Here is a 16,116-nt window from a genome sequence, read left to right on the forward strand (position 1 = left end):
CAATGCTTCGGGGCCAAGGGGACGCCGTGGACGCACCTGCCGTGATCGGTCGCCGAGTTCAGCAGCTGCGCGGTCAACTCGGGCTGACCCAACGCCAGTTGGCCGAGCCCGCCTATACCCCGGCCTATGTGTCGACCCTGGAGTCGGGCAAGGTCCGCCCCTCGGAGGCGGCCCTGCGTCATCTCGCCGCACGGCTCGGCACGACGTACGAGGAGCTGACCACGGGGCGCCCGGCCCGGCTCGTCACCGAGCTGCGCCTCGGCCTCACCGACGCCCAGCGGGCGCTGGCGACCGGCGAGGCCGACGAGGCGGCCGTCCGCTACCGCCGCCTGCTGACCGAGGCCGAACTGCACGGCCTCGACGAGGAGCGCGCCGAGGCCCTCCAGGGGCTCGGCGACTGCGCGCTGGAGACCGGTGAACTGGCCGACGCGGTACGGCACTTCGAGGCGAGCGAGCAGCTCCTGGCCGCCGAGCCACTGCCGCGCCGCGCTCGGGCGGTCCGGGGCCGCGCGGTCGCCCACATCCTCGCGGGCGAGCTGCGGTACGCCTGCTACCTCCTGGAGTCGGCCATCGACGAGCTCGGCACCAGCGGCCTCGCCGACCCCGAGGCGCTGGTCCTGCTGTACGCCGCGGTCATCGGCCCGTACCTGGACATGGGCGCCCAGGCCCGCGCCGCGCGCGCCGCCGAGCTGGCGCTCGCGCTGGCCCCGCAGGTCAGCGACCCGGCGTTGGTCGCGGGGATGCACCGGCAGGTCGCGCGGACCTTCCTGGCCGAGGGGCGCCTGGCCGACGCGGACGACTCGCTCGCCAAGGCCCAGTCGATCTACCGCCAGCTGCGGCTGCGCACCGACCTCGCGCACTGCCACTGGATGCGCGGTTACGTGTACGCGCAGGAGGACCGACTCGACCGGGCCGAACGGGAGTTGCGTACCGCCCGCGACATGCTCGCGGCCAAGCGGGCCGTCCTGTTCACCGCGCAGGTCGAGGTGGAACTGGCGGACGTGCTGCGGCGCCTGGGCCGGCACGAGGAGGCCGTGGCCCTGCTCGCCCCGCTCACCGGGCTCGGCGACCAGCACGGCGCCGTGCACGCCGGCGGCGCGCACCGGCTGCTCGGCCTCATCCGCGAGGAGCGGGGCGAGACCGAGGCGGCGGAGGAGCACTACGTCACCGCGCTCGGGCTGCTCGAACGCAGCGGGGCGAGCGGCGATCTGGCCGACCTGTGCCGACTGCTCGGCGACCTGCTGCGCCGCACCGGCCGCGCGGAGGCGGCCATGGATGCCTATCGCACCGGGCTCGGCCATCGCGCCGCCCCGGGCACCACCACCCTGGGCCCGGCGCCGCTGCCGCCCCGCATCTGACCCGAAGGCCCCCCACGACACGGCGTGGGCACACCACCCGGTCGAGGTAGTTGAAATCCGAACGGAATAGCTCTACGGTAAATCTCGTTGAAACTTAAACCGCTACGGCGCAAGGCCGCAGCGCGTATCGAAGGAGTACGCCATGGGTCTCTTCGGCCGTAGGACCAGCAGCACCGACACCCTCGAATCCGGCGCGCCCGCCACCGTCGAGGTGGACCCCGCGCTCGCCGCGCTGAGCGGCACGTACGCCGTGGACCCGGCGCACAGCAGCATCGGCTTCACCGTGCGCCACGCGATGGTCACCAACGTCCGCGGCTCCTTCACCGACCACGAGGGCACCCTGACCCTCGACGGCACCGACCCGGCCGCCTCCGCCGCCACCATCCACGTCAAGATCGCCAGCGTCGACACCGGCATGGCCGACCGCGACGCCCACCTGCGCAGCGGCGACTTCTTCGACGCCGAGCAGTTCCCGCTGATGAGCTTCCGCTCGACCGAGGCCAAGGCGCTCGGCGGCGACGCCTACCGGCTCATCGGCGACCTGACCATCAAGGACGTCACGCGGCCGCTCACCATCGACCTGGAGTTCCAGGGCTCGGCCACCGACCCCTACGGCAACCAGCGCGTCGGCTTCGAGGGCAGCGCCGAGATCCTGCGCTCCGACTGGGGTCTGACCTGGAACGCCGCCCTGGAGACGGGTGGCGTGATGGTCAGCGACAAGGTGAAGCTCACCTTCGACATCTCCGCGATCAAGTCCGCCTGACGCGCACCCGGCCGGCACCCGGGGTGCCGGCCCGTCGCGCCGCGCGCGTCCACCGCACCGGGCGCGCCCGCGGCTCTGTGCGCGCCCGCCGATATTGCGTTGCCCGGCATCACCCCGTGCGGGAGGCTGCCCGCATGGAGAACAACGCCGCCACCGCCTCCCCCGCGATCACCGCCCTTTTCTCGCGCGGGCGACTGACGGCGATCCCGCGCAGGACCGCTCGCCGCGACCAGTTGCTCGCCCATCTCGCGGGGACACTCTTCGCGTCCGGCCGCGACTACACCGAGCACGAGGTCAACGAGGCGCTGCTCACCGTGCACGACGACTTTCCCGCGCTGCGGCGCTTCATGGTGACCGGCGGCCACCTCACCCGGACCCGGGACGGCTCCCGCTACCGGCGCGCCAGGTAGTCCACGAAGAGGGTGATCGCGGCGGCCGCCGCGATCAAGACCACCGCGGCGGCCGTCTTCTCCCGCGCCGTGTACGGCGGGACGGGCGGCAGAGCGGGGAACGAGCCGCGCGACGACGGCGGCGCGGCCGCCACCTGGGGCCGGGCAAGGGCCCGTCGGCGGGCGCCGCCGAGCACGTGGTGGAGCAGGGGGAACAGCGCGGGTCCGAGCAGCGCGGCGAGGCCCGCCCACGCCGGCAGGTGCAGGGCGACCACCGCGAGCAGCGCCAGGACGAACCACGCCCAGCAGCCGAGGGCGCCCGCGAGCGGGGCCCTGATCAGCAGGCGCAGGGGCGCGCGACCGCGGCGCGCGAGGGCGGTGAGGGTCTCGGCGAGTACGGCGGTCCGGTCGTCCGCCGGGCGTGAGCGCGCCTGCTCCCACGTCTGCTGTGCGGCGCCTGCCGCGTGTCCTATGACGGCGAGCACGAGCCGCGCGTCGTGCCGCTGCACCCGGCCCGTGGACGGCTGCCGCGGGACCCCCCGGGCATCGGCCGCGTGCGCCGCGTGCGCCGAGTCGGGCGCCAACTCCCGTATGCGGGCCGCCAGTTCGGGTGCCCTGCGGTTGCGTGCCGGATCGTCGTCGGCGAGACACAGATCGGTGTAGGCGGTGAGCAGACCCAGGTCGTCGGGGAAGGTGTCGAGTCCCTCGCGGAACACCGCCTCCGCACGGTCGGCGTGTCCTTCGACGCTCTCGGCGGCGTACGCACGGCCGAGCAGCGCGTAGAGGCGGGGGTCGGGGCCTCCCGTGTACAGCGCGGCCCGCGCGGCCTTGCGGGCGGCGCTCGTGCGGCCGGCGCGCAGCAGCGCTTCGGCATCGGCGCAGGCCGCGATGGTGTCTTCGTGCCCGGCGTGCAATATGTCCCCAACCCTGGATGTGCGGCTCGCAACTATCACTCGCTGGCACGCGGCGGGTCAACAGCGGGGTCACCGGCCGCCCGGGACCACCCGTGCCACCGTCACGCGCGGCGGGCCCGAACCCCGGCCGGCGTCACCCGTGGCAGGCCCGAGCCCTGGCCGGCGTCACCAGTCGCCGCCGCCGAACCCTCCGCCGTCGCCTCCCCCGCCGCCCCAGTCGCCGCCCCCGAAGTCGGAGGGGTTGAAGTCGGAGCCCGACACGTCGCCGCCGTCGAAGCCGGCACCCGCGTCGTAGGAGCCGGCCCCGTAGTCCGAGGCGTACGCGGGCGTCGACAGCATCGAGCCGAGCATGGTGCCCATCAGGAGGCCCGGCAGCATGCCGCCGCCGAAGTAGCCGCCCGCCCAGGGGCCGTAGGCCGGGCCCGCGTCGTAGTAGGGGCGGCGGCCCTGGTCGGTGTCGACCTCGCGGACCATCGGGTCCTGGCCGTCGCGCAGCCGGGTCGCGTCCGCCAGGCACACCGGCACCTGCCGCGGTGCGCCGCCGGCCGGCATCCACGTGGCGTCCTCGACGGAGGGGCCGTGGCGCGGGTCGAAGAAGCAGGGGGCGCGGCGCTCGGGCAGCGGCCGGTGTTCGCGGCGGGCGGCGAGGGTGGCGAGCGAGAACCGGCCGTCCTCCAGGGCCTGCGTCACACCCGTCACGTCGGCGGGCCTCTCGGCCTTCGCCATCAGCGACTTGGAGGTCTCGTACGAGTCCAGGGCTCGCTCGTAGTCCGCGCGCATCGCGTCGTCGGCGCCGGCCTCCGCGGGATGGAAGTCGAGCCGGTCGAGCTCCTCGCCGAAGGCGGTGATGTCCTCGTCCACGACGACCTGGAGGCGCTGGAGCGCGGCCCGCTCCTCCTCGGCCTTCTTCTTGCGGCCGCGGCGCACCAGGGCGTACGCACCGGCGCCGCCCGCCACGACCACGGCGCCCACGCCGATGAGCGCGCCGGAGCTCACGCCGCCGCCGGAGCCGGAACCGCCGCCCCAGGAGGCGGGTGCGTGGCCCTTCATCTGCGGGAGCGCCTTGTCGACGAACGCGTTGAGCTGGGTCACCGCGTCACCGCCGGTGCCGGGGGCGCGCACCGCGCTGTTGAGGTTCTTGACCGCCTGCGGGGACATGACCTTGCGGTCGGCGCCCGAGGTGAAGGCGTCGCCGAGCCGGATCGCGTACAGGCCGGTGACGCCGGTGTCCGTCCGCAGGTTCTGCAGGATCGAGGCCTTGGGAAACGCGGCGCTGTTGGGCAGCACGGCCACGAAGAGCGGCTTGTCGGCGTCCTTGATCTTCTTGGCCAGGGCGTCGGCCTGGGCGGGGCTGAGCTGGCTCGCGGCTCCGGGATCCACGTAGACCGGGCTCTTCTTCAGCTGGTCGGCCACGTCGGACGCGCCGGTGGCGGCCATGGCAGGGCCCGCCGCGACCAGTGCGGCGAGCGCTACGGCGGGCAGTGCCGCTACGGCGGGGAGTACGGAGAAAACCCTGAGCCTCATGTGACCGACGCTACCCGAGGCCACGCGGAAACGGACATACGGGGTGGAGCGACCGGGGTCCGGGGTGCGCGGACCCCGGGGCCGAGGCGGCTCGGGCCGGGGTGACGGGGTGGCGGGGTGGTGCCGCCCCGCCCCGGAACCCTGGGGAGTGTCTTCGAAGTGGCGTCGTCCGTCCGTGGGGCGGGACCCCGCCGGCCGGACGGGACCTCGAAGACACGACCTAGCGCCGCGGCTGGATCCCGGCCCGGAGCAGGCCGTAGGTGTACGCGTCCTGGAGCGCCTCCCACGACGCGGCGATCACGTTGGCGCCCGCGCCGACGGTCGTCCACTCGGCCGTGCCGTCCGTCGTGGTGATCAGGACGCGGGTGGTGGAGGCGGTGCCGTGGTTGCCCTCCAGGGTGCGCACCTTGTAGTCGACCAGCTCGAACTTGGCGACCTGCGGATAGAACCGCTCAAGGCCCTGGAGCAGCGCGGAGTCGATCGCGTTGACCGGGCCGTTGCCCTCGGCGGTGACGATGAGGCGCTCCTGGCCCACCCAGAACTTCACGGTGGCGCCGTTGGCGTGGGTGCCGTCCTTGAGGGTCTCGACGATCGCCTGGTACGACTCGATGCGGAAGTAGTCGCGCGGGCCGCCCTCGACCTCGTCGCGAAGCAGCAGCTCGAAGGAGGCGTCGGCCGCCTCGTAGGTGTAGCCCTCCAGCTCGCGCGCCTTGACCCGCTCCACGACCCGGGCCACCACCTCGCGGTCGTCCCCGAGGTCGACGCCGAGCTCCTTGCCCTTGAGCTCGATGGAGGCGCGGCCCGCCATGTCGGAGACCAGCATCCGGATGTGGTTGCCGACCAGACCGGGGTCGATGTGCTGGTACAGATCGGGGTCGACCTTGATCGCGGAGGCGTGCAGGCCCGCCTTGTGGGCGAAGGCGGAGACACCGACGTACGGCTGGTGCGTGGAGGGTGCGAGGTTGACCACCTCGGCGATGGCGTGCGAGATGCGGGTCATCTCGGCGAGCGCGCCCCGAGGAAGCACCCGCTTGCCGTACTTGAGCTCGAGGGCGGCGACGACGGGGAACAGGTTGGCGTTGCCGACGCGCTCGCCGTAGCCGTTGGCGGTGCACTGGACGTGAGTGGCACCCGCGTCGACGGCGGCCAGGGTGTTGGCGACCGCGCAGCCGGTGTCGTCCTGGGCGTGGATGCCGAGCCGGGCGCCGGTGTCGGCGAGCACGGTGGCCACCACCGCGTGGATCTGCGCGGGCAGCATGCCGCCGTTGGTGTCGCACAGGACGACGACGTCGGCACCGGCCTCACTGGCGGCCCGTACGACGGCCTTGGCGTACGCGGGGTTGGCCTTGTAGCCGTCGAAGAAGTGCTCGCAGTCCACGAAGACCCGGCGGCCCTGCTCGCGCAGGTGGGAGACGGTGTCGCGGACCATCTCCAGGTTCTCGTCCAGGGTGGTGCGCAGCGCCAGCTCGACGTGCCGGTCGTGCGACTTGGCGACCAGCGTGACCACCGGGGCGCCCGATTCGAGGAGGGCCCGCACCTGCGGGTCCTCGGCGGCCCTGCCCCCCGCGCGGCGCGTGGCGCCGAAGGCCACGAGCTGGGCGTTCTTGAACCGGATCTCCTGCTGGGCGCGGGCGAAGAACTCGGTGTCGCGGGGATTCGCGCCGGGCCAGCCGCCCTCGATGAAGCCCACGCCGAAGTCGTCCAGGTGCCGGGCGATCGTCAGCTTGTCCGCGACGGTGAGGTTGATGCCCTCGCGCTGGGCGCCGTCGCGCAGCGTCGTGTCGAAGACGTGGAAGCTGTCGTCGACCCGAGGGCCGGCGAGAAGACTCTCCTCGGCGGCCTCGTGCGCCTCGTTGGTCGTCATGCTGATCTGACTCCTGTCGGGTGAGTGGCTCCGAACTGCTGGCTCCACTTGCCCCCGTCGTCGCGCTCCTCGCCCCGGCCGTGATGGGGCCGGTAAACGAAAAGACCCCTCGCGGGTGCGAGAGGTCTGCGCGCGGGTCTGGGGCACGATGGCCGCCGCCGCGGATGGTTCCACGGTTCAGCGATCACTGCGGACCGGCGCGCTGCTGTCCATAATCATGGCGAAAGCGAGCACGCAAGCAGTCTGCCACAAGGGTCCGGCCGCCCGAGACGGGGTCTCACCATCCGGGCGCCCGCGGGCCGGCGCCGGGCCGCCCCCGCCGACCTGCGCTAATTCGACGGAACGGGTTCGGCCGTGAGGCGCTGCGGCTCGTCCTTGACCCGGTTGAGGTCGATGTCACGCGTCTCGCGCATCGAGAGGTAGACGACCAGGGAGACGGCCGCGCACCCCGCCACGTACCAGTAGAAGCCGGACTCGGCGCCGGCCTTCTTGAACCAGAGCGCCACGTATTCGGCGGTCCCGCCGAACAGGGCGTTCGCCAGGGCGTAGGGCAGGGCGACGCCGAGCGCGCGGATGCCGGTGGGGAAGAGCTCGGCCTTCACACAGGCGTTGATCGAGGTGTAGCCGGTGACCACGACCAGGGCGAGCAGGGCGAGACCGAAGGCCGGCCAGAAGGTGCCGGCATGCTTGAGCATCGTCATGATCGGCACGGTCAGGAAGGTCGAGCCGACGGCGAAGGTGATCAGGAGCGGCCGGCGCCCGATCCGGTCGGAGAGCGCGCCCGCCAGCGGCTGGATGCACATGAAGACGAACAGCGCGCAGAAGCTGACGAGCGAGGCGGTGGACTTCTCCATCCCGGCGCTCTTGGACAGGAACTTCGTGAGGTACGTCGTGTACGTGTAGTAGGCGACGGTGCCGCCCATGGTGAGGGCCATGACGAGGAACGCCTCGCGCTTGTGCGCCCACAGCGCCTTCAGAGTGCCCCGGTCCGCGTCCGCGGCCGCGCCCGACTCCTCGTACACCTCGGTCTCCAGCATGGAGCGGCGCAGGTAGAAGACGACGGCCGCGCCGAGCGCGCCGACGATGAAGGGGATGCGCCAGCCCCAGCTGTGCAGGGCCGCATCCGAGAGGCTGCGTTGCAGGACGATCTGGAGGCCGAGGCCGACGAGCTGGCCCGCGGTCATCGACACGTACTGGAAGCTGGAGGCGAAGCCGCGCCGCCCGGGGTCGGAGGCCTCGGTGAGGTAGGTGGCGCTGGCGGCGTACTCGCCGCCGACGGAGAGCCCCTGGAGGAGCCGGGCGATGAGGAGAACGGCCACTCCCCCGTATCCGGCGACGGCGTACGTGGGCGCGATCGCGATCAGGATGGCGGAGGCCGACATCAGGGTGACGGTCAGGGTGAGCGCGGCCTTGCGGCCCTTGCGGTCGCCGATCCGCCCGAGCAGCCAGCCGCCGACGGGCCGCATGAAGAAGCCGACGGCGAAGATCCCCATGGTGTTCATGAGGTTGGCGGTCTCGTTGCCCTTCGGGAAGAACGCGTCCGCGAAGTACACGGCGAACGTGGCGTACACGAACCAGTCGAACCACTCGACCATGTTGCCGGCCGAACCGACCCAGATCTTCTTCCAGTGCTCTCGTCCCATGGACGCTCACGGTGGCGCAGCCGGGCCCGGCCGACAAGGAGTGCGGCCGCAACGATCGGGCGTACTTACGTGCGTTGCGTTCCCGGTGCCGGGGTCCGCGCCGGTGGCACGCCGGTCGCGGACCGGGGGCGCGTGCCGGTGGCGGGTCAGGGGCGCATCAGCGACTCGTCCACGAACTCCCGCACATGGGCGAGGACTTGATCGCGTCCGGTGCCGGGCAGGCCGACCGCGACGTGCACGCTGAACCCGTCGAGCAGGGCACGCAGCCGGGAGGCGAAGCGGTCCGCGTCGACCGGGCGGAACTCGCCGCGCGAGACGCCTTCGGCGACTATCGCGACCAGGTCGCGGTGCCAGGCGCCCTCGATGGCGGCCTGCCGGACGCGGGCGGTGCCGTCGGCGTTCTGCGAGCGGTTCCAGACTTCGAGCCACAGGATCCAGTGCGGATCGCGCGGCCCGTCGGGCACGTACAGGTCGGTGTAGGCGTCGAGCCGCTCCCGTACGGTGCCGGGCCGGGCGAGCAGTGCGCGCCGCTCGTCGCCGAGGCGCCCCTCGCTCCACTCCAGGGTCTGGAGCAGGAGCTCGTCCTTGGTGCGGAAGTAGTAGAGGAGGTGCCCGCTGGACATGCCGACCTCGCGGCCGAGCCCGGCCATGGTGAGCCCGTCGAGTCCGCGTTCGGCGATGGTGGCCATGGCGGCGGCGAGCAGTTCCTCGCGGGGCGGGGCGGTGTTGCGGCGGCGCGGTGCGTTCACCCGTATGTTCTACCCGATGTCCCGGCCCGCCCCGGCCACACGGGCGTCCGCCCCGGGCGGGAGCCGGGGTCGCCCGGGGCGGGGGCGGGGGCGCTCTCAGGGCTGGAGCCGAGGTTCCCTCAGAGCCCGGCGGAGGCCTCGACCGCGTCGAGCACGAGCCGCCACGGGTAGCCCTCGGGGGGCTGCTCGCCCGGCCGGTTCGGTACGAAGCCGGCCTCACCGCCGTAGAGCACGCTCACCCCGGCGGTGCGCAGCACCTCGATGGACCGCTCGAACTGGGGGTGCTGTACGTAGGCGGCGTTCACGCACGGCATGGCGACGATCGGTATCCCCTTGCCGATCGCCTCGGCGGCGACCCCGACGACGAAGGCCGAAGTGAGGCCGAGCGCCCAGGAGTTGACGGTGTTGAACGTGACCGGCGCGAACAGGATCACATCCGGCGCGGGCCACACATCCGGCTCACCGGGCCGCTTGTACCGCGACCGCACCGGATGCCCGGTGAGCGTGGCGAGCCCCGAAAGGGACTCCTCGATCCAGGAAGCGGCGGCGGGCGTAAGCCCGAGACACACGTCCCAGCCGCGCTCTTGCAGCGATTCGACCACCGCGGCGACCTCGAAGACGGGCGGGGCCGCGGAGCAGAACAGGTACACGGTCCTTGAAGTCATGCGGCTCAGTCGATCACACCGGGCGGGAGCGAACCCGGGTCGGCGGATGTTGGCCCTGGATCCGCCCACCATCCGCCCACCATCCGCCGGCCCGCCTCGGCCCGCCTCGACCCCCCACGAGGTCCTGACTCGGCTTGGCCGATTCGTACGACGGGTGAGACCCGAAGATCAACGAGGTGCTGCCGCTTCTCTGCCTGCCAGTGGGCGCGGCAGCAGGGTCGGCGGGTCGGGCCGATGAGTTTGCCCGGTACCGGAAGTCTTCCTTGTGACGTTGTGGCGCGTTCCCGCCCCGTCGGTGGATCAGAAAACGCCGGATCCCGGTGCCGTGAAAGAAAAAGGGGGCCAGGATGAGCAATCCGATTCGGCTGTACATGTCGATGTCGCTCGACGGCTATATCGCCGGCCCGGACGATCGGCCGGGGCAGGAGCTCGGACGCGACGGTGGACGGCTCTTCAACTGGCTCGACGACCGGGAGTCCGAGGGTCCGAGCGGCCAGGTCTACCGCGAGGCGCTGGCGACCGGCGCGGTGATCTCCGGCCGCCGGACCTTCGAACTCGCCGGGCGTTGGCAGGGCGACCATCACGACGGCGTGCCGATCTTCGTCCTCACCCACCAGGTGGACGACGGGGACGTGCCACCCGGCCACGCTCGTTTCGTCACCGATGCCGAGGACTGCGCCCGCCGGGCTCGCGCGGCCGCAGGGGACCGGCCGGTCATGGTCCACGGGGCGGGGGCGGCGCAGGCGCTTCTCCGAGCCGGGCAGATGGACGAGATGGAGATCCACCTGATTCCGGTCCTCCTCGGGGAGGGCCGACGGCTCTTCGACCACCTGGGGAGTGCTCACATCGAACTCGACCTCGTCCGACGGCTCGCGGACCGAGACGTCACGCACCTGCGTTACCGGGTGCGTCGGCCCGGGGAGGCCGCGTGAAGACGCTCTTCGTGTCCTACCGCGTCGCCGACCTGGGCCGCTCGCTCGGTTTCTACGCCGCCCTGGGCTACGTCGAACTGGGCAGGGTCGACGTCGGCGACGGGGCTCGCCTCGCGATCCTCAAGTTCCCCGGCGAACCGGCGGCCTCGCTCGAACTGGTCCACCGCCCCGGTGCCGGCCCGGTCGACGTGGGCAACGGTTTCGACCACCTCGCGATCCAGGCGGAGACGCTGGCAACGACCCTGGAAACCCTGGCCGAAGCCGGCCTGGAGCCCGAACCCGTCCAGTACCCGGGCGGACCGCACGGCCCGAGGACGTCGTGGCTCACGGACCCGGACGGTTACCGGATCGAGCTGGTGGAGTGGCCGTCCGGGCATCCGGACGGCATCACCGCAGCAGACTTCGCCTGAGGCGTCGTCGTCTCCGTCCTAGCTCCATCCCCCGCCGAAGCCTCCGTTGAGCTGGGCGGTGCAGATGTTGTAGCCGCCCGAGGCGTGGCCCGTCTTCGTCTGGCCGTTCACGGTCACCGAGCAGTTGATGTCGCCGCCGCCCGACAGCTGCGCGGTCACGTCGTAGTAGAGAGCCGCCGAGTCGAGCTTCAGCGTCTTCGTCATCGGCAGACCGGACCCTTGCCGGTTGTCACTGTCACTGCCGTAGGTCACCTCGACGCCGGAGGGGGCCGAACCCCACACCTTGAACACGACCGTGCCCGAGGGAGTTGCCTGCTCGGCCGGCTTCTCGACGGCCTTGGTCCTCGGCGGGCTCGTGACCGTCACGGTCGGCTGGGGCGCCGCCTTCTCGGCCTTCGCCGCGGCAGTCTTCGTCACGGTTACGGTCGGCTGCGGCTTCGCCTCGGCGCCGGTCTTCTTCTGGTCGGTGCCACCGGCGGCACCGATGCCTACGCCGACGAACAGGATGACGAAGGCGGCTGGGATCGCGATGCGTTTCCGGGCCCACTTCGGTCGCCCGGTCGGCGCGGGTGCCGACCCGGCGGTCGGCGGCTGGTACGGCGGCAGTTGGCTGTTCGACATGGTGCCCCCACGTGGTGTGCGAGGGGATGACCGTAGCGGGAGGCCGGGTGATGTGCGGTGCGTGTGAGCCTGCGGTGACGGAACCGTGACGAATCCGGCGTCCGCGGTAGCCGCCCGAGGGGCGCAGCCCAGGTTGTCGCACCCCGGCCATTCTGGTCCGCCGTCACCGCGGCAGCGGGATCCAGCTGTCCGCGCTGGGCTCAATGGACTCAATGGACTCAATGGACTCAGCGGGATCTTTAAGCGGCGGGTCCGACATCGTCCCGCGTCGCCTCGCCGCGCACTGCCGCGGCCCACTCGACGAGCAGCTGCTGGTACTCGTCCGGCGCGGGCCCGCCCGCCTCGACGAGACCGCGGATCTCCTCGTTGATCACCGACGCGGGGCGCGGCGAACCACAGTCGGCAGGTGTAGGAGGCATGGATCAAGGCTACTGCCGGGCACTGACAATTGGCATGGCCGTCACGGCTGTTGGCCTGCTTGGCACACGGCGTTCAGCACCCGTCGCATGTCTTGGAGACCAGGCAGCGCCGCGGTTGCGCCAGCCCTCTGGAGTTCTTCCTCGCTGCTCTTGCCCGTGGCGACACCGATACAGCGGATCCTGTTGGACAGGGCCGCATCAACGTCGGCCGGCGTATCCCCGAGCAGTACCGCATCGCCCGCCGCGGTGCCAGAGCGCTCCAGGGCGAGGCGTACCAGTTCGGCACGGATATCGTCGTCCTCGCCGTATGCGCCGAGCTCCCACCGGATGTACCTGTCCAAGCCGAACGTCTTCAGCTTGATCTCCGCTACGGCCCGAACGTTGCCCGATACCACCGTCTGCACGGCGCCGACGCCGTCAAGGGCGTCGAGTACCGCAGCAGCGCCAGGCAGAGCGTGTCCGCGCTCGCGCAACTCGGCGGCCCGCCCGAGATGCTGCTCGGTCAGGGCCTGTGCGAACCGCTCGAAGTCGGCCCGGCCGGTGGTCAGCCCGTGGAGCTTCGCGGTCTCGCGGAAGATGACTGGCTCCGTAATGCCGTCGATCTTTGCCTGCTCCCGCATCCGTAGCCCCGTAGCTTCCTCAAACGCGGCAGCCGACAGCTCCTTACCGACCCCGCGCGTAGAGATCAACGTGTGGTCGATGTCCCACAGCACCAGCACCATGCCCGGCCTCCCCAACTGCCCGTATTCCAAAGGGTTACGCGAACCACGTGAACCACCACAGCGCGTGCTGGAAGCATCCCCGCGGCTCTACGCTTACGTCACTACCCAGCATGCGGGAAGGGAACGGCACAGCAATGGACTCACCGGAGCTCCCGATCGGTGAGCGGATCGCGTACTACCGCAGCAAGAACGGTAACCGCACGCAGGCCGCCATCGCCGGACTGTGCGGCATCAGTGAGCGCTACCTGTCTCTCATCGAGAACGGCAAGCGAACACCCTCCGCCGCCGTCCTGACACGCCTCGCGGCGGAACTCGGCGTGCCTGTGTCAGCCCTCCTCACCGAACACGCCCCTCCTGAGCCGCAAGCCCCGCTCACCGTCGAGCCTGCCGTCGCCCGCGCCCTCATGGGCTACGGGCCGGCACGCTCCACCCCGCCCGTAGCGCCGGCAGAGCTCCGCGAGCGTGTCGAAGGGGCCTGGCGCACCTGGCAGACGTCACCCACCCGCTATACCGACATCGCGGCCGCACTGCCCGCTCTCATCGAAGATGTCGAGCACGCGGTCCGCGCGCACCGCGGCGGCAACGAGGCCGCCACCCGGCGCGAAGTCCTCCGCAGCGCCGCCGATCTATACGGACTGCTCCGCTCCTACTGCCGCCGCACCGGCCGCCTCGACCTGTCCCTCCTCGTCGCCGACCGGGCCATCCGGGCTGCGGAAGACGCCGACGACCCACTCCGGCTCGCCGCCGCCTCCTGGAACCTCGGGCACGTCCTGCTGTCCGACCCGCGCGACGGGGCAGTCGACGAGGCGGCCGACATTGCCATGGAGGCCATCGACAGACTGAGCCGCGAAACGGGCACGCCACAGATCAGCGCCATGCAGGGCGCCCTGGAGCTTGTCGCCGTTGTGGCCGCGGCCCGGCAGCAGAAGTGGTGGAAAGCCCGCGAGCGCCTCGCGAAGAAAGCCGGCCCCCTCTCGAAGCGCGCCGGCGAGGGCAACGTTCAGCGCACCGTCTTCGGCCCGACGAACGTAGCCCTGCACGCCCTCAGCATCGAGATGCTGGCCGGTGCGTCAGCCGAAGCCCTGCGCGTAGCAGACGACATCGATACCGGCGCCCTGCCCAGCCGCGAGCGCGAGTTCACGTTCACCCTGGAAGTCGCCCGCTGCTGCGCCATGCGCCGAGACGACGCGGCAGTCCTCGTGCATCTCCTCGCCCTTGAAGAGCTGTCAGCGGAAGATCTGTGCCGCAGCCCGACAGCAGTAGCGCTCGTCGCCGACCTGCGGAAACGGGTACGGCCGACGTACCGGAGGCAGGTTTACGGTCTCGCCGAACGGCTTGGCATCACCTAACGGACCCGAACGGGCGGCTCGCCCGAACGGAGAGTTCGGGGTGGGGGACTGATCTGCCCTTACCTTCACCAGACACCTCGTGAAGGGAACAGATCATGACTATGACCCGCGGGCCGGCTCGATCCCAGCCCGGCGCAGACGTGGCCCGCCTCGCCCAGGCCGGAATCGACTGGGACGCTGTCGTGGTCAGCCGGTACTACGCCCTCCAGGCTCTCGAACGCCTCGCCCGGCCCGGCTCCGTAGCGGTGGATCCGCGGACCGCCCAGCCAGTACTGCACTTCTTTGTCCCGGCTGGTACCACGGACGGCTGGGATCTGGAGCAGACCACGGCCTTCAGTACGGCGACCTACGTGATGCTGCCAGCGGCCACGAGGGAGGCACAGCCGGGCGCGTACTGGCTCCTGCCGCCCGTCGGCGGCTTCATCCAGCACACCGAGACCGCGGCACTCCAGCTGGCTCTCGAAGCCGTCGGACTGAGGGCGGGGAGGGAGGCCTCATGACCGACACGAGCCGCATCAAGTTCTGCCTCTACTGCGACCGCCCGATCGAGGGCTTCGCCATCAGGATCCGCGAGGCTGACGCCGGCGCCTCGATGAGCGGTGCCCGTCCGGACAACTACCGCCACGTCAAGGGCGACCCCGCCTGCCGGCCCCGCCGGTGAGGGGCGGGGGTTCGCTTTCCGCCGGGTGGGGCTCGCATCCCAGCGGTGGCTCGGTGCACGCCGGGTGGGGCCGGGAGAAGGCGGGGGCGCTCACACGCGGGGCTGCTGCTGCGTGATGCAGTGGATGCCGCCCCCACCCGCGAAGATCGTCCGCGCGTCCACGAGCGTCACCGTGCGCTCGGGGAAGAGGCGGCGGAAGATGCCCGCCGCGTTCTCGTCGCGCGGGTCGTCGAAGGCGCACAGGACGACGCCGCCGTTGCAGAGGTAGTGGTTGATGTAGGAGTAGTCGACCCAGCCGTGGTCGTCCTGGACGACGGTCGGGGCGGGGATCTCCACGACCTCAAGGGTGCGGCCTCGGGCGTCCTTCTGGGAGCGGAGCAGGGCCACGTTCTCCTTGCAGAGTTCGTGGTCGGGGTGAGAGGGGTCGGGCTGGGTGTGGGCGACCACGACGCCGGGCCGGGCGAACGCGGCGACGATGTCGACGTGGCCGAGGGTGCCGTAGCCGTGCGGAGGGTAGTCGGCGGTCAGACCGCGCCTCAGCCAGATCGCCTTGCGGGTGCCGAGCATGGCGTGGATCTCCGTCTCGACCTCTTCGCGGGTCCAGTCCGGGTTGCGCTCGGGGCCGAGCTGCACGGTCTCGGTGAGCAGCACCGTGCCCTCGCCGTCGACGTGGATGGCGCCGCCCTCGTTGACCAGGCGCGAGGTGTAGGTGCGGGCGCCGGCGAGGTCGGAGACGTGGGCGCCGATCTTCGCGTCGTGCTCCCAGGTCGCCCAGTCCTGGGCGCCCCAGCCGTTGAACGTCCAGTCGACGGCGGCCAGTTGGCCCGTGCCGTCGGTGAGGAAGGTGGGGCCGATGTCCCGCATCCACGCGTCGTCGAGTTCGCGCTCGACGAGGTCGATGTCGGGGCCGAGCAGCGCGCGGGCGCTGTCGGCCTGGCCGGGGCCGACCACCATGGTGACCGGCTCGAAGCGGCGTACCGCGCGGGCGACGGAGGCCCAGGCGGCGCGGGACTCGGCGAGCTCGGCCTCGTTCGGGAAGGTGACGTTGGGGCCGGGCCACGCCATCCAGGTCCGCTCGTGCGGAGTCCACTCGGCGGGCATGCGGAAGCCGTCGGCGGCAGCAGACATCAGGG

The 16,116-nt window shown here is 71.7% G+C and carries 18 protein-coding genes; 8 read left to right on the plus strand and 10 right to left on the minus strand.

The annotated features are described in order from the left end of the window. Nucleotides 1–26: 26 nt before the first annotated feature. The 3 genes from OG432_RS08110 (at nt 27) to OG432_RS08120 (ending at nt 2,531) form a co-directional block, all read left to right on the plus strand. Nucleotides 27–1,358: a helix-turn-helix domain-containing protein gene (locus OG432_RS08110; RefSeq protein WP_328309189.1), complete on the plus strand. Its 1,332-nt coding sequence runs from the start codon at nt 27–29 to the stop codon at nt 1,356–1,358. 142 nt (nt 1,359–1,500) lie between these two features. Further along, on the plus strand, nt 1,501–2,121 hold the full coding sequence (locus OG432_RS08115; RefSeq protein ID WP_328309191.1) for a YceI family protein: 621 nt from the start codon (nt 1,501–1,503) through the stop codon (nt 2,119–2,121). Between the two features lie 134 nt (nt 2,122–2,255). Beyond that, on the plus strand, nt 2,256–2,531 hold the full coding sequence (locus OG432_RS08120; protein WP_328309193.1) for a DUF2087 domain-containing protein: 276 nt from the start codon (nt 2,256–2,258) through the stop codon (nt 2,529–2,531). Here OG432_RS08120 and OG432_RS08125 read toward each other — a convergent pair. The 6 genes from OG432_RS08125 to OG432_RS08150 form a co-directional block, all read right to left on the minus strand. Further along, entirely contained in the window at nt 2,513–3,424 is a 912-nt protein-coding gene (locus OG432_RS08125; RefSeq protein WP_328309195.1) for a hypothetical protein, read from the minus strand. The genes OG432_RS08120 and OG432_RS08125 overlap by 19 nt on opposite strands. A gap of 165 nt (nt 3,425–3,589) precedes the next feature. Then, nucleotides 3,590–4,948 (minus strand): hypothetical protein, encoded by a 1,359-nt coding sequence (locus tag OG432_RS08130; RefSeq protein ID WP_328309197.1) that lies wholly within the window; start codon nt 4,946–4,948, stop codon nt 3,590–3,592. A 220-nt stretch (nt 4,949–5,168) separates the two neighbouring features. Continuing rightward, complete coding sequence (gene cimA, locus OG432_RS08135) at nt 5,169–6,812, minus strand: citramalate synthase (protein ID WP_328309199.1); 1,644 nt, start codon at nt 6,810–6,812, stop codon at nt 5,169–5,171. 329 nt (nt 6,813–7,141) lie between these two features. Beyond that, entirely contained in the window at nt 7,142–8,455 is a 1,314-nt protein-coding gene (locus tag OG432_RS08140) for an MFS transporter (protein WP_328309201.1), read from the minus strand. 146 nt (nt 8,456–8,601) lie between these two features. Beyond that, nucleotides 8,602–9,204 carry a TetR/AcrR family transcriptional regulator gene (locus OG432_RS08145; RefSeq protein WP_328309203.1) on the minus strand — a complete coding sequence of 201 codons (603 nt, stop codon included), beginning with the start codon at nt 9,202–9,204 and terminating at the stop codon, nt 8,602–8,604. A gap of 119 nt (nt 9,205–9,323) precedes the next feature. Beyond that, the gene (locus OG432_RS08150; protein WP_328309205.1) at nt 9,324–9,869 is read right to left on the minus strand and encodes a flavoprotein; all 546 of its coding nucleotides are present in this window, start codon (nt 9,867–9,869) and stop codon (nt 9,324–9,326) included. 347 nt (nt 9,870–10,216) lie between these two features. On the opposite strand from OG432_RS08150, the gene OG432_RS08155 reads away from it, so the two are divergent. Further along, nucleotides 10,217–10,801: a dihydrofolate reductase family protein gene (locus tag OG432_RS08155; protein ID WP_328309207.1), complete on the plus strand. Its 585-nt coding sequence runs from the start codon at nt 10,217–10,219 to the stop codon at nt 10,799–10,801. Continuing rightward, complete coding sequence (locus OG432_RS08160; RefSeq protein ID WP_328309209.1) at nt 10,798–11,211, plus strand: VOC family protein; 414 nt, start codon at nt 10,798–10,800, stop codon at nt 11,209–11,211. Before OG432_RS08155 ends, OG432_RS08160 begins: the two co-directional genes overlap by 4 nt. Before the next feature lie 18 nt (nt 11,212–11,229). On the opposite strand, the gene OG432_RS08165 is transcribed toward OG432_RS08160, so the two are convergent. The 3 genes from OG432_RS08165 to OG432_RS08175 all read right to left on the minus strand — a co-directional run bounded on the left by OG432_RS08165 (nt 11,230) and on the right by OG432_RS08175 (nt 12,973). Next, nucleotides 11,230–11,832 carry a hypothetical protein gene (locus OG432_RS08165; protein ID WP_328309211.1) on the minus strand — a complete coding sequence of 201 codons (603 nt, stop codon included), beginning with the start codon at nt 11,830–11,832 and terminating at the stop codon, nt 11,230–11,232. Nucleotides 11,833–12,071: 239 nt separating this feature from the next. Beyond that, nucleotides 12,072–12,251: a hypothetical protein gene (locus OG432_RS08170; RefSeq protein ID WP_328309213.1), complete on the minus strand. Its 180-nt coding sequence runs from the start codon at nt 12,249–12,251 to the stop codon at nt 12,072–12,074. A gap of 41 nt (nt 12,252–12,292) precedes the next feature. Beyond that, nucleotides 12,293–12,973, minus strand: a complete 681-nt coding sequence (locus tag OG432_RS08175; protein ID WP_328309216.1) for an HAD family hydrolase — start codon at nt 12,971–12,973, stop codon at nt 12,293–12,295. Between the two features lie 134 nt (nt 12,974–13,107). On the opposite strand from OG432_RS08175, the gene OG432_RS08180 reads away from it, so the two are divergent. From OG432_RS08180 to OG432_RS08190, 3 genes are all read left to right on the plus strand, one after another. Further along, complete coding sequence (locus OG432_RS08180) at nt 13,108–14,322, plus strand: helix-turn-helix domain-containing protein (RefSeq protein WP_328309218.1); 1,215 nt, start codon at nt 13,108–13,110, stop codon at nt 14,320–14,322. Nucleotides 14,323–14,417: 95 nt separating this feature from the next. Then, complete coding sequence (locus OG432_RS08185; RefSeq protein ID WP_328309219.1) at nt 14,418–14,822, plus strand: hypothetical protein; 405 nt, start codon at nt 14,418–14,420, stop codon at nt 14,820–14,822. After that, nucleotides 14,819–14,983, plus strand: coding sequence for a hypothetical protein (locus OG432_RS08190; RefSeq protein ID WP_328309221.1), 165 nt, complete (start codon nt 14,819–14,821; stop codon nt 14,981–14,983). The genes OG432_RS08185 and OG432_RS08190 overlap by 4 nt, the downstream gene beginning before the upstream one ends. Nucleotides 14,984–15,073: 90 nt before the next feature. Here OG432_RS08190 and OG432_RS08195 read toward each other — a convergent pair whose 3' ends face one another. Beyond that, complete coding sequence (locus OG432_RS08195; protein ID WP_328309223.1) at nt 15,074–16,111, minus strand: agmatine deiminase family protein; 1,038 nt, start codon at nt 16,109–16,111, stop codon at nt 15,074–15,076. Nucleotides 16,112–16,116 lie beyond the last annotated feature (5 nt).

It is taken from the genome of Streptomyces sp. NBC_00442, from assembly GCF_036014195.1.
In the GTDB taxonomy this organism is placed as follows: Bacteria; Actinomycetota; Actinomycetes; order Streptomycetales; family Streptomycetaceae; genus Streptomyces.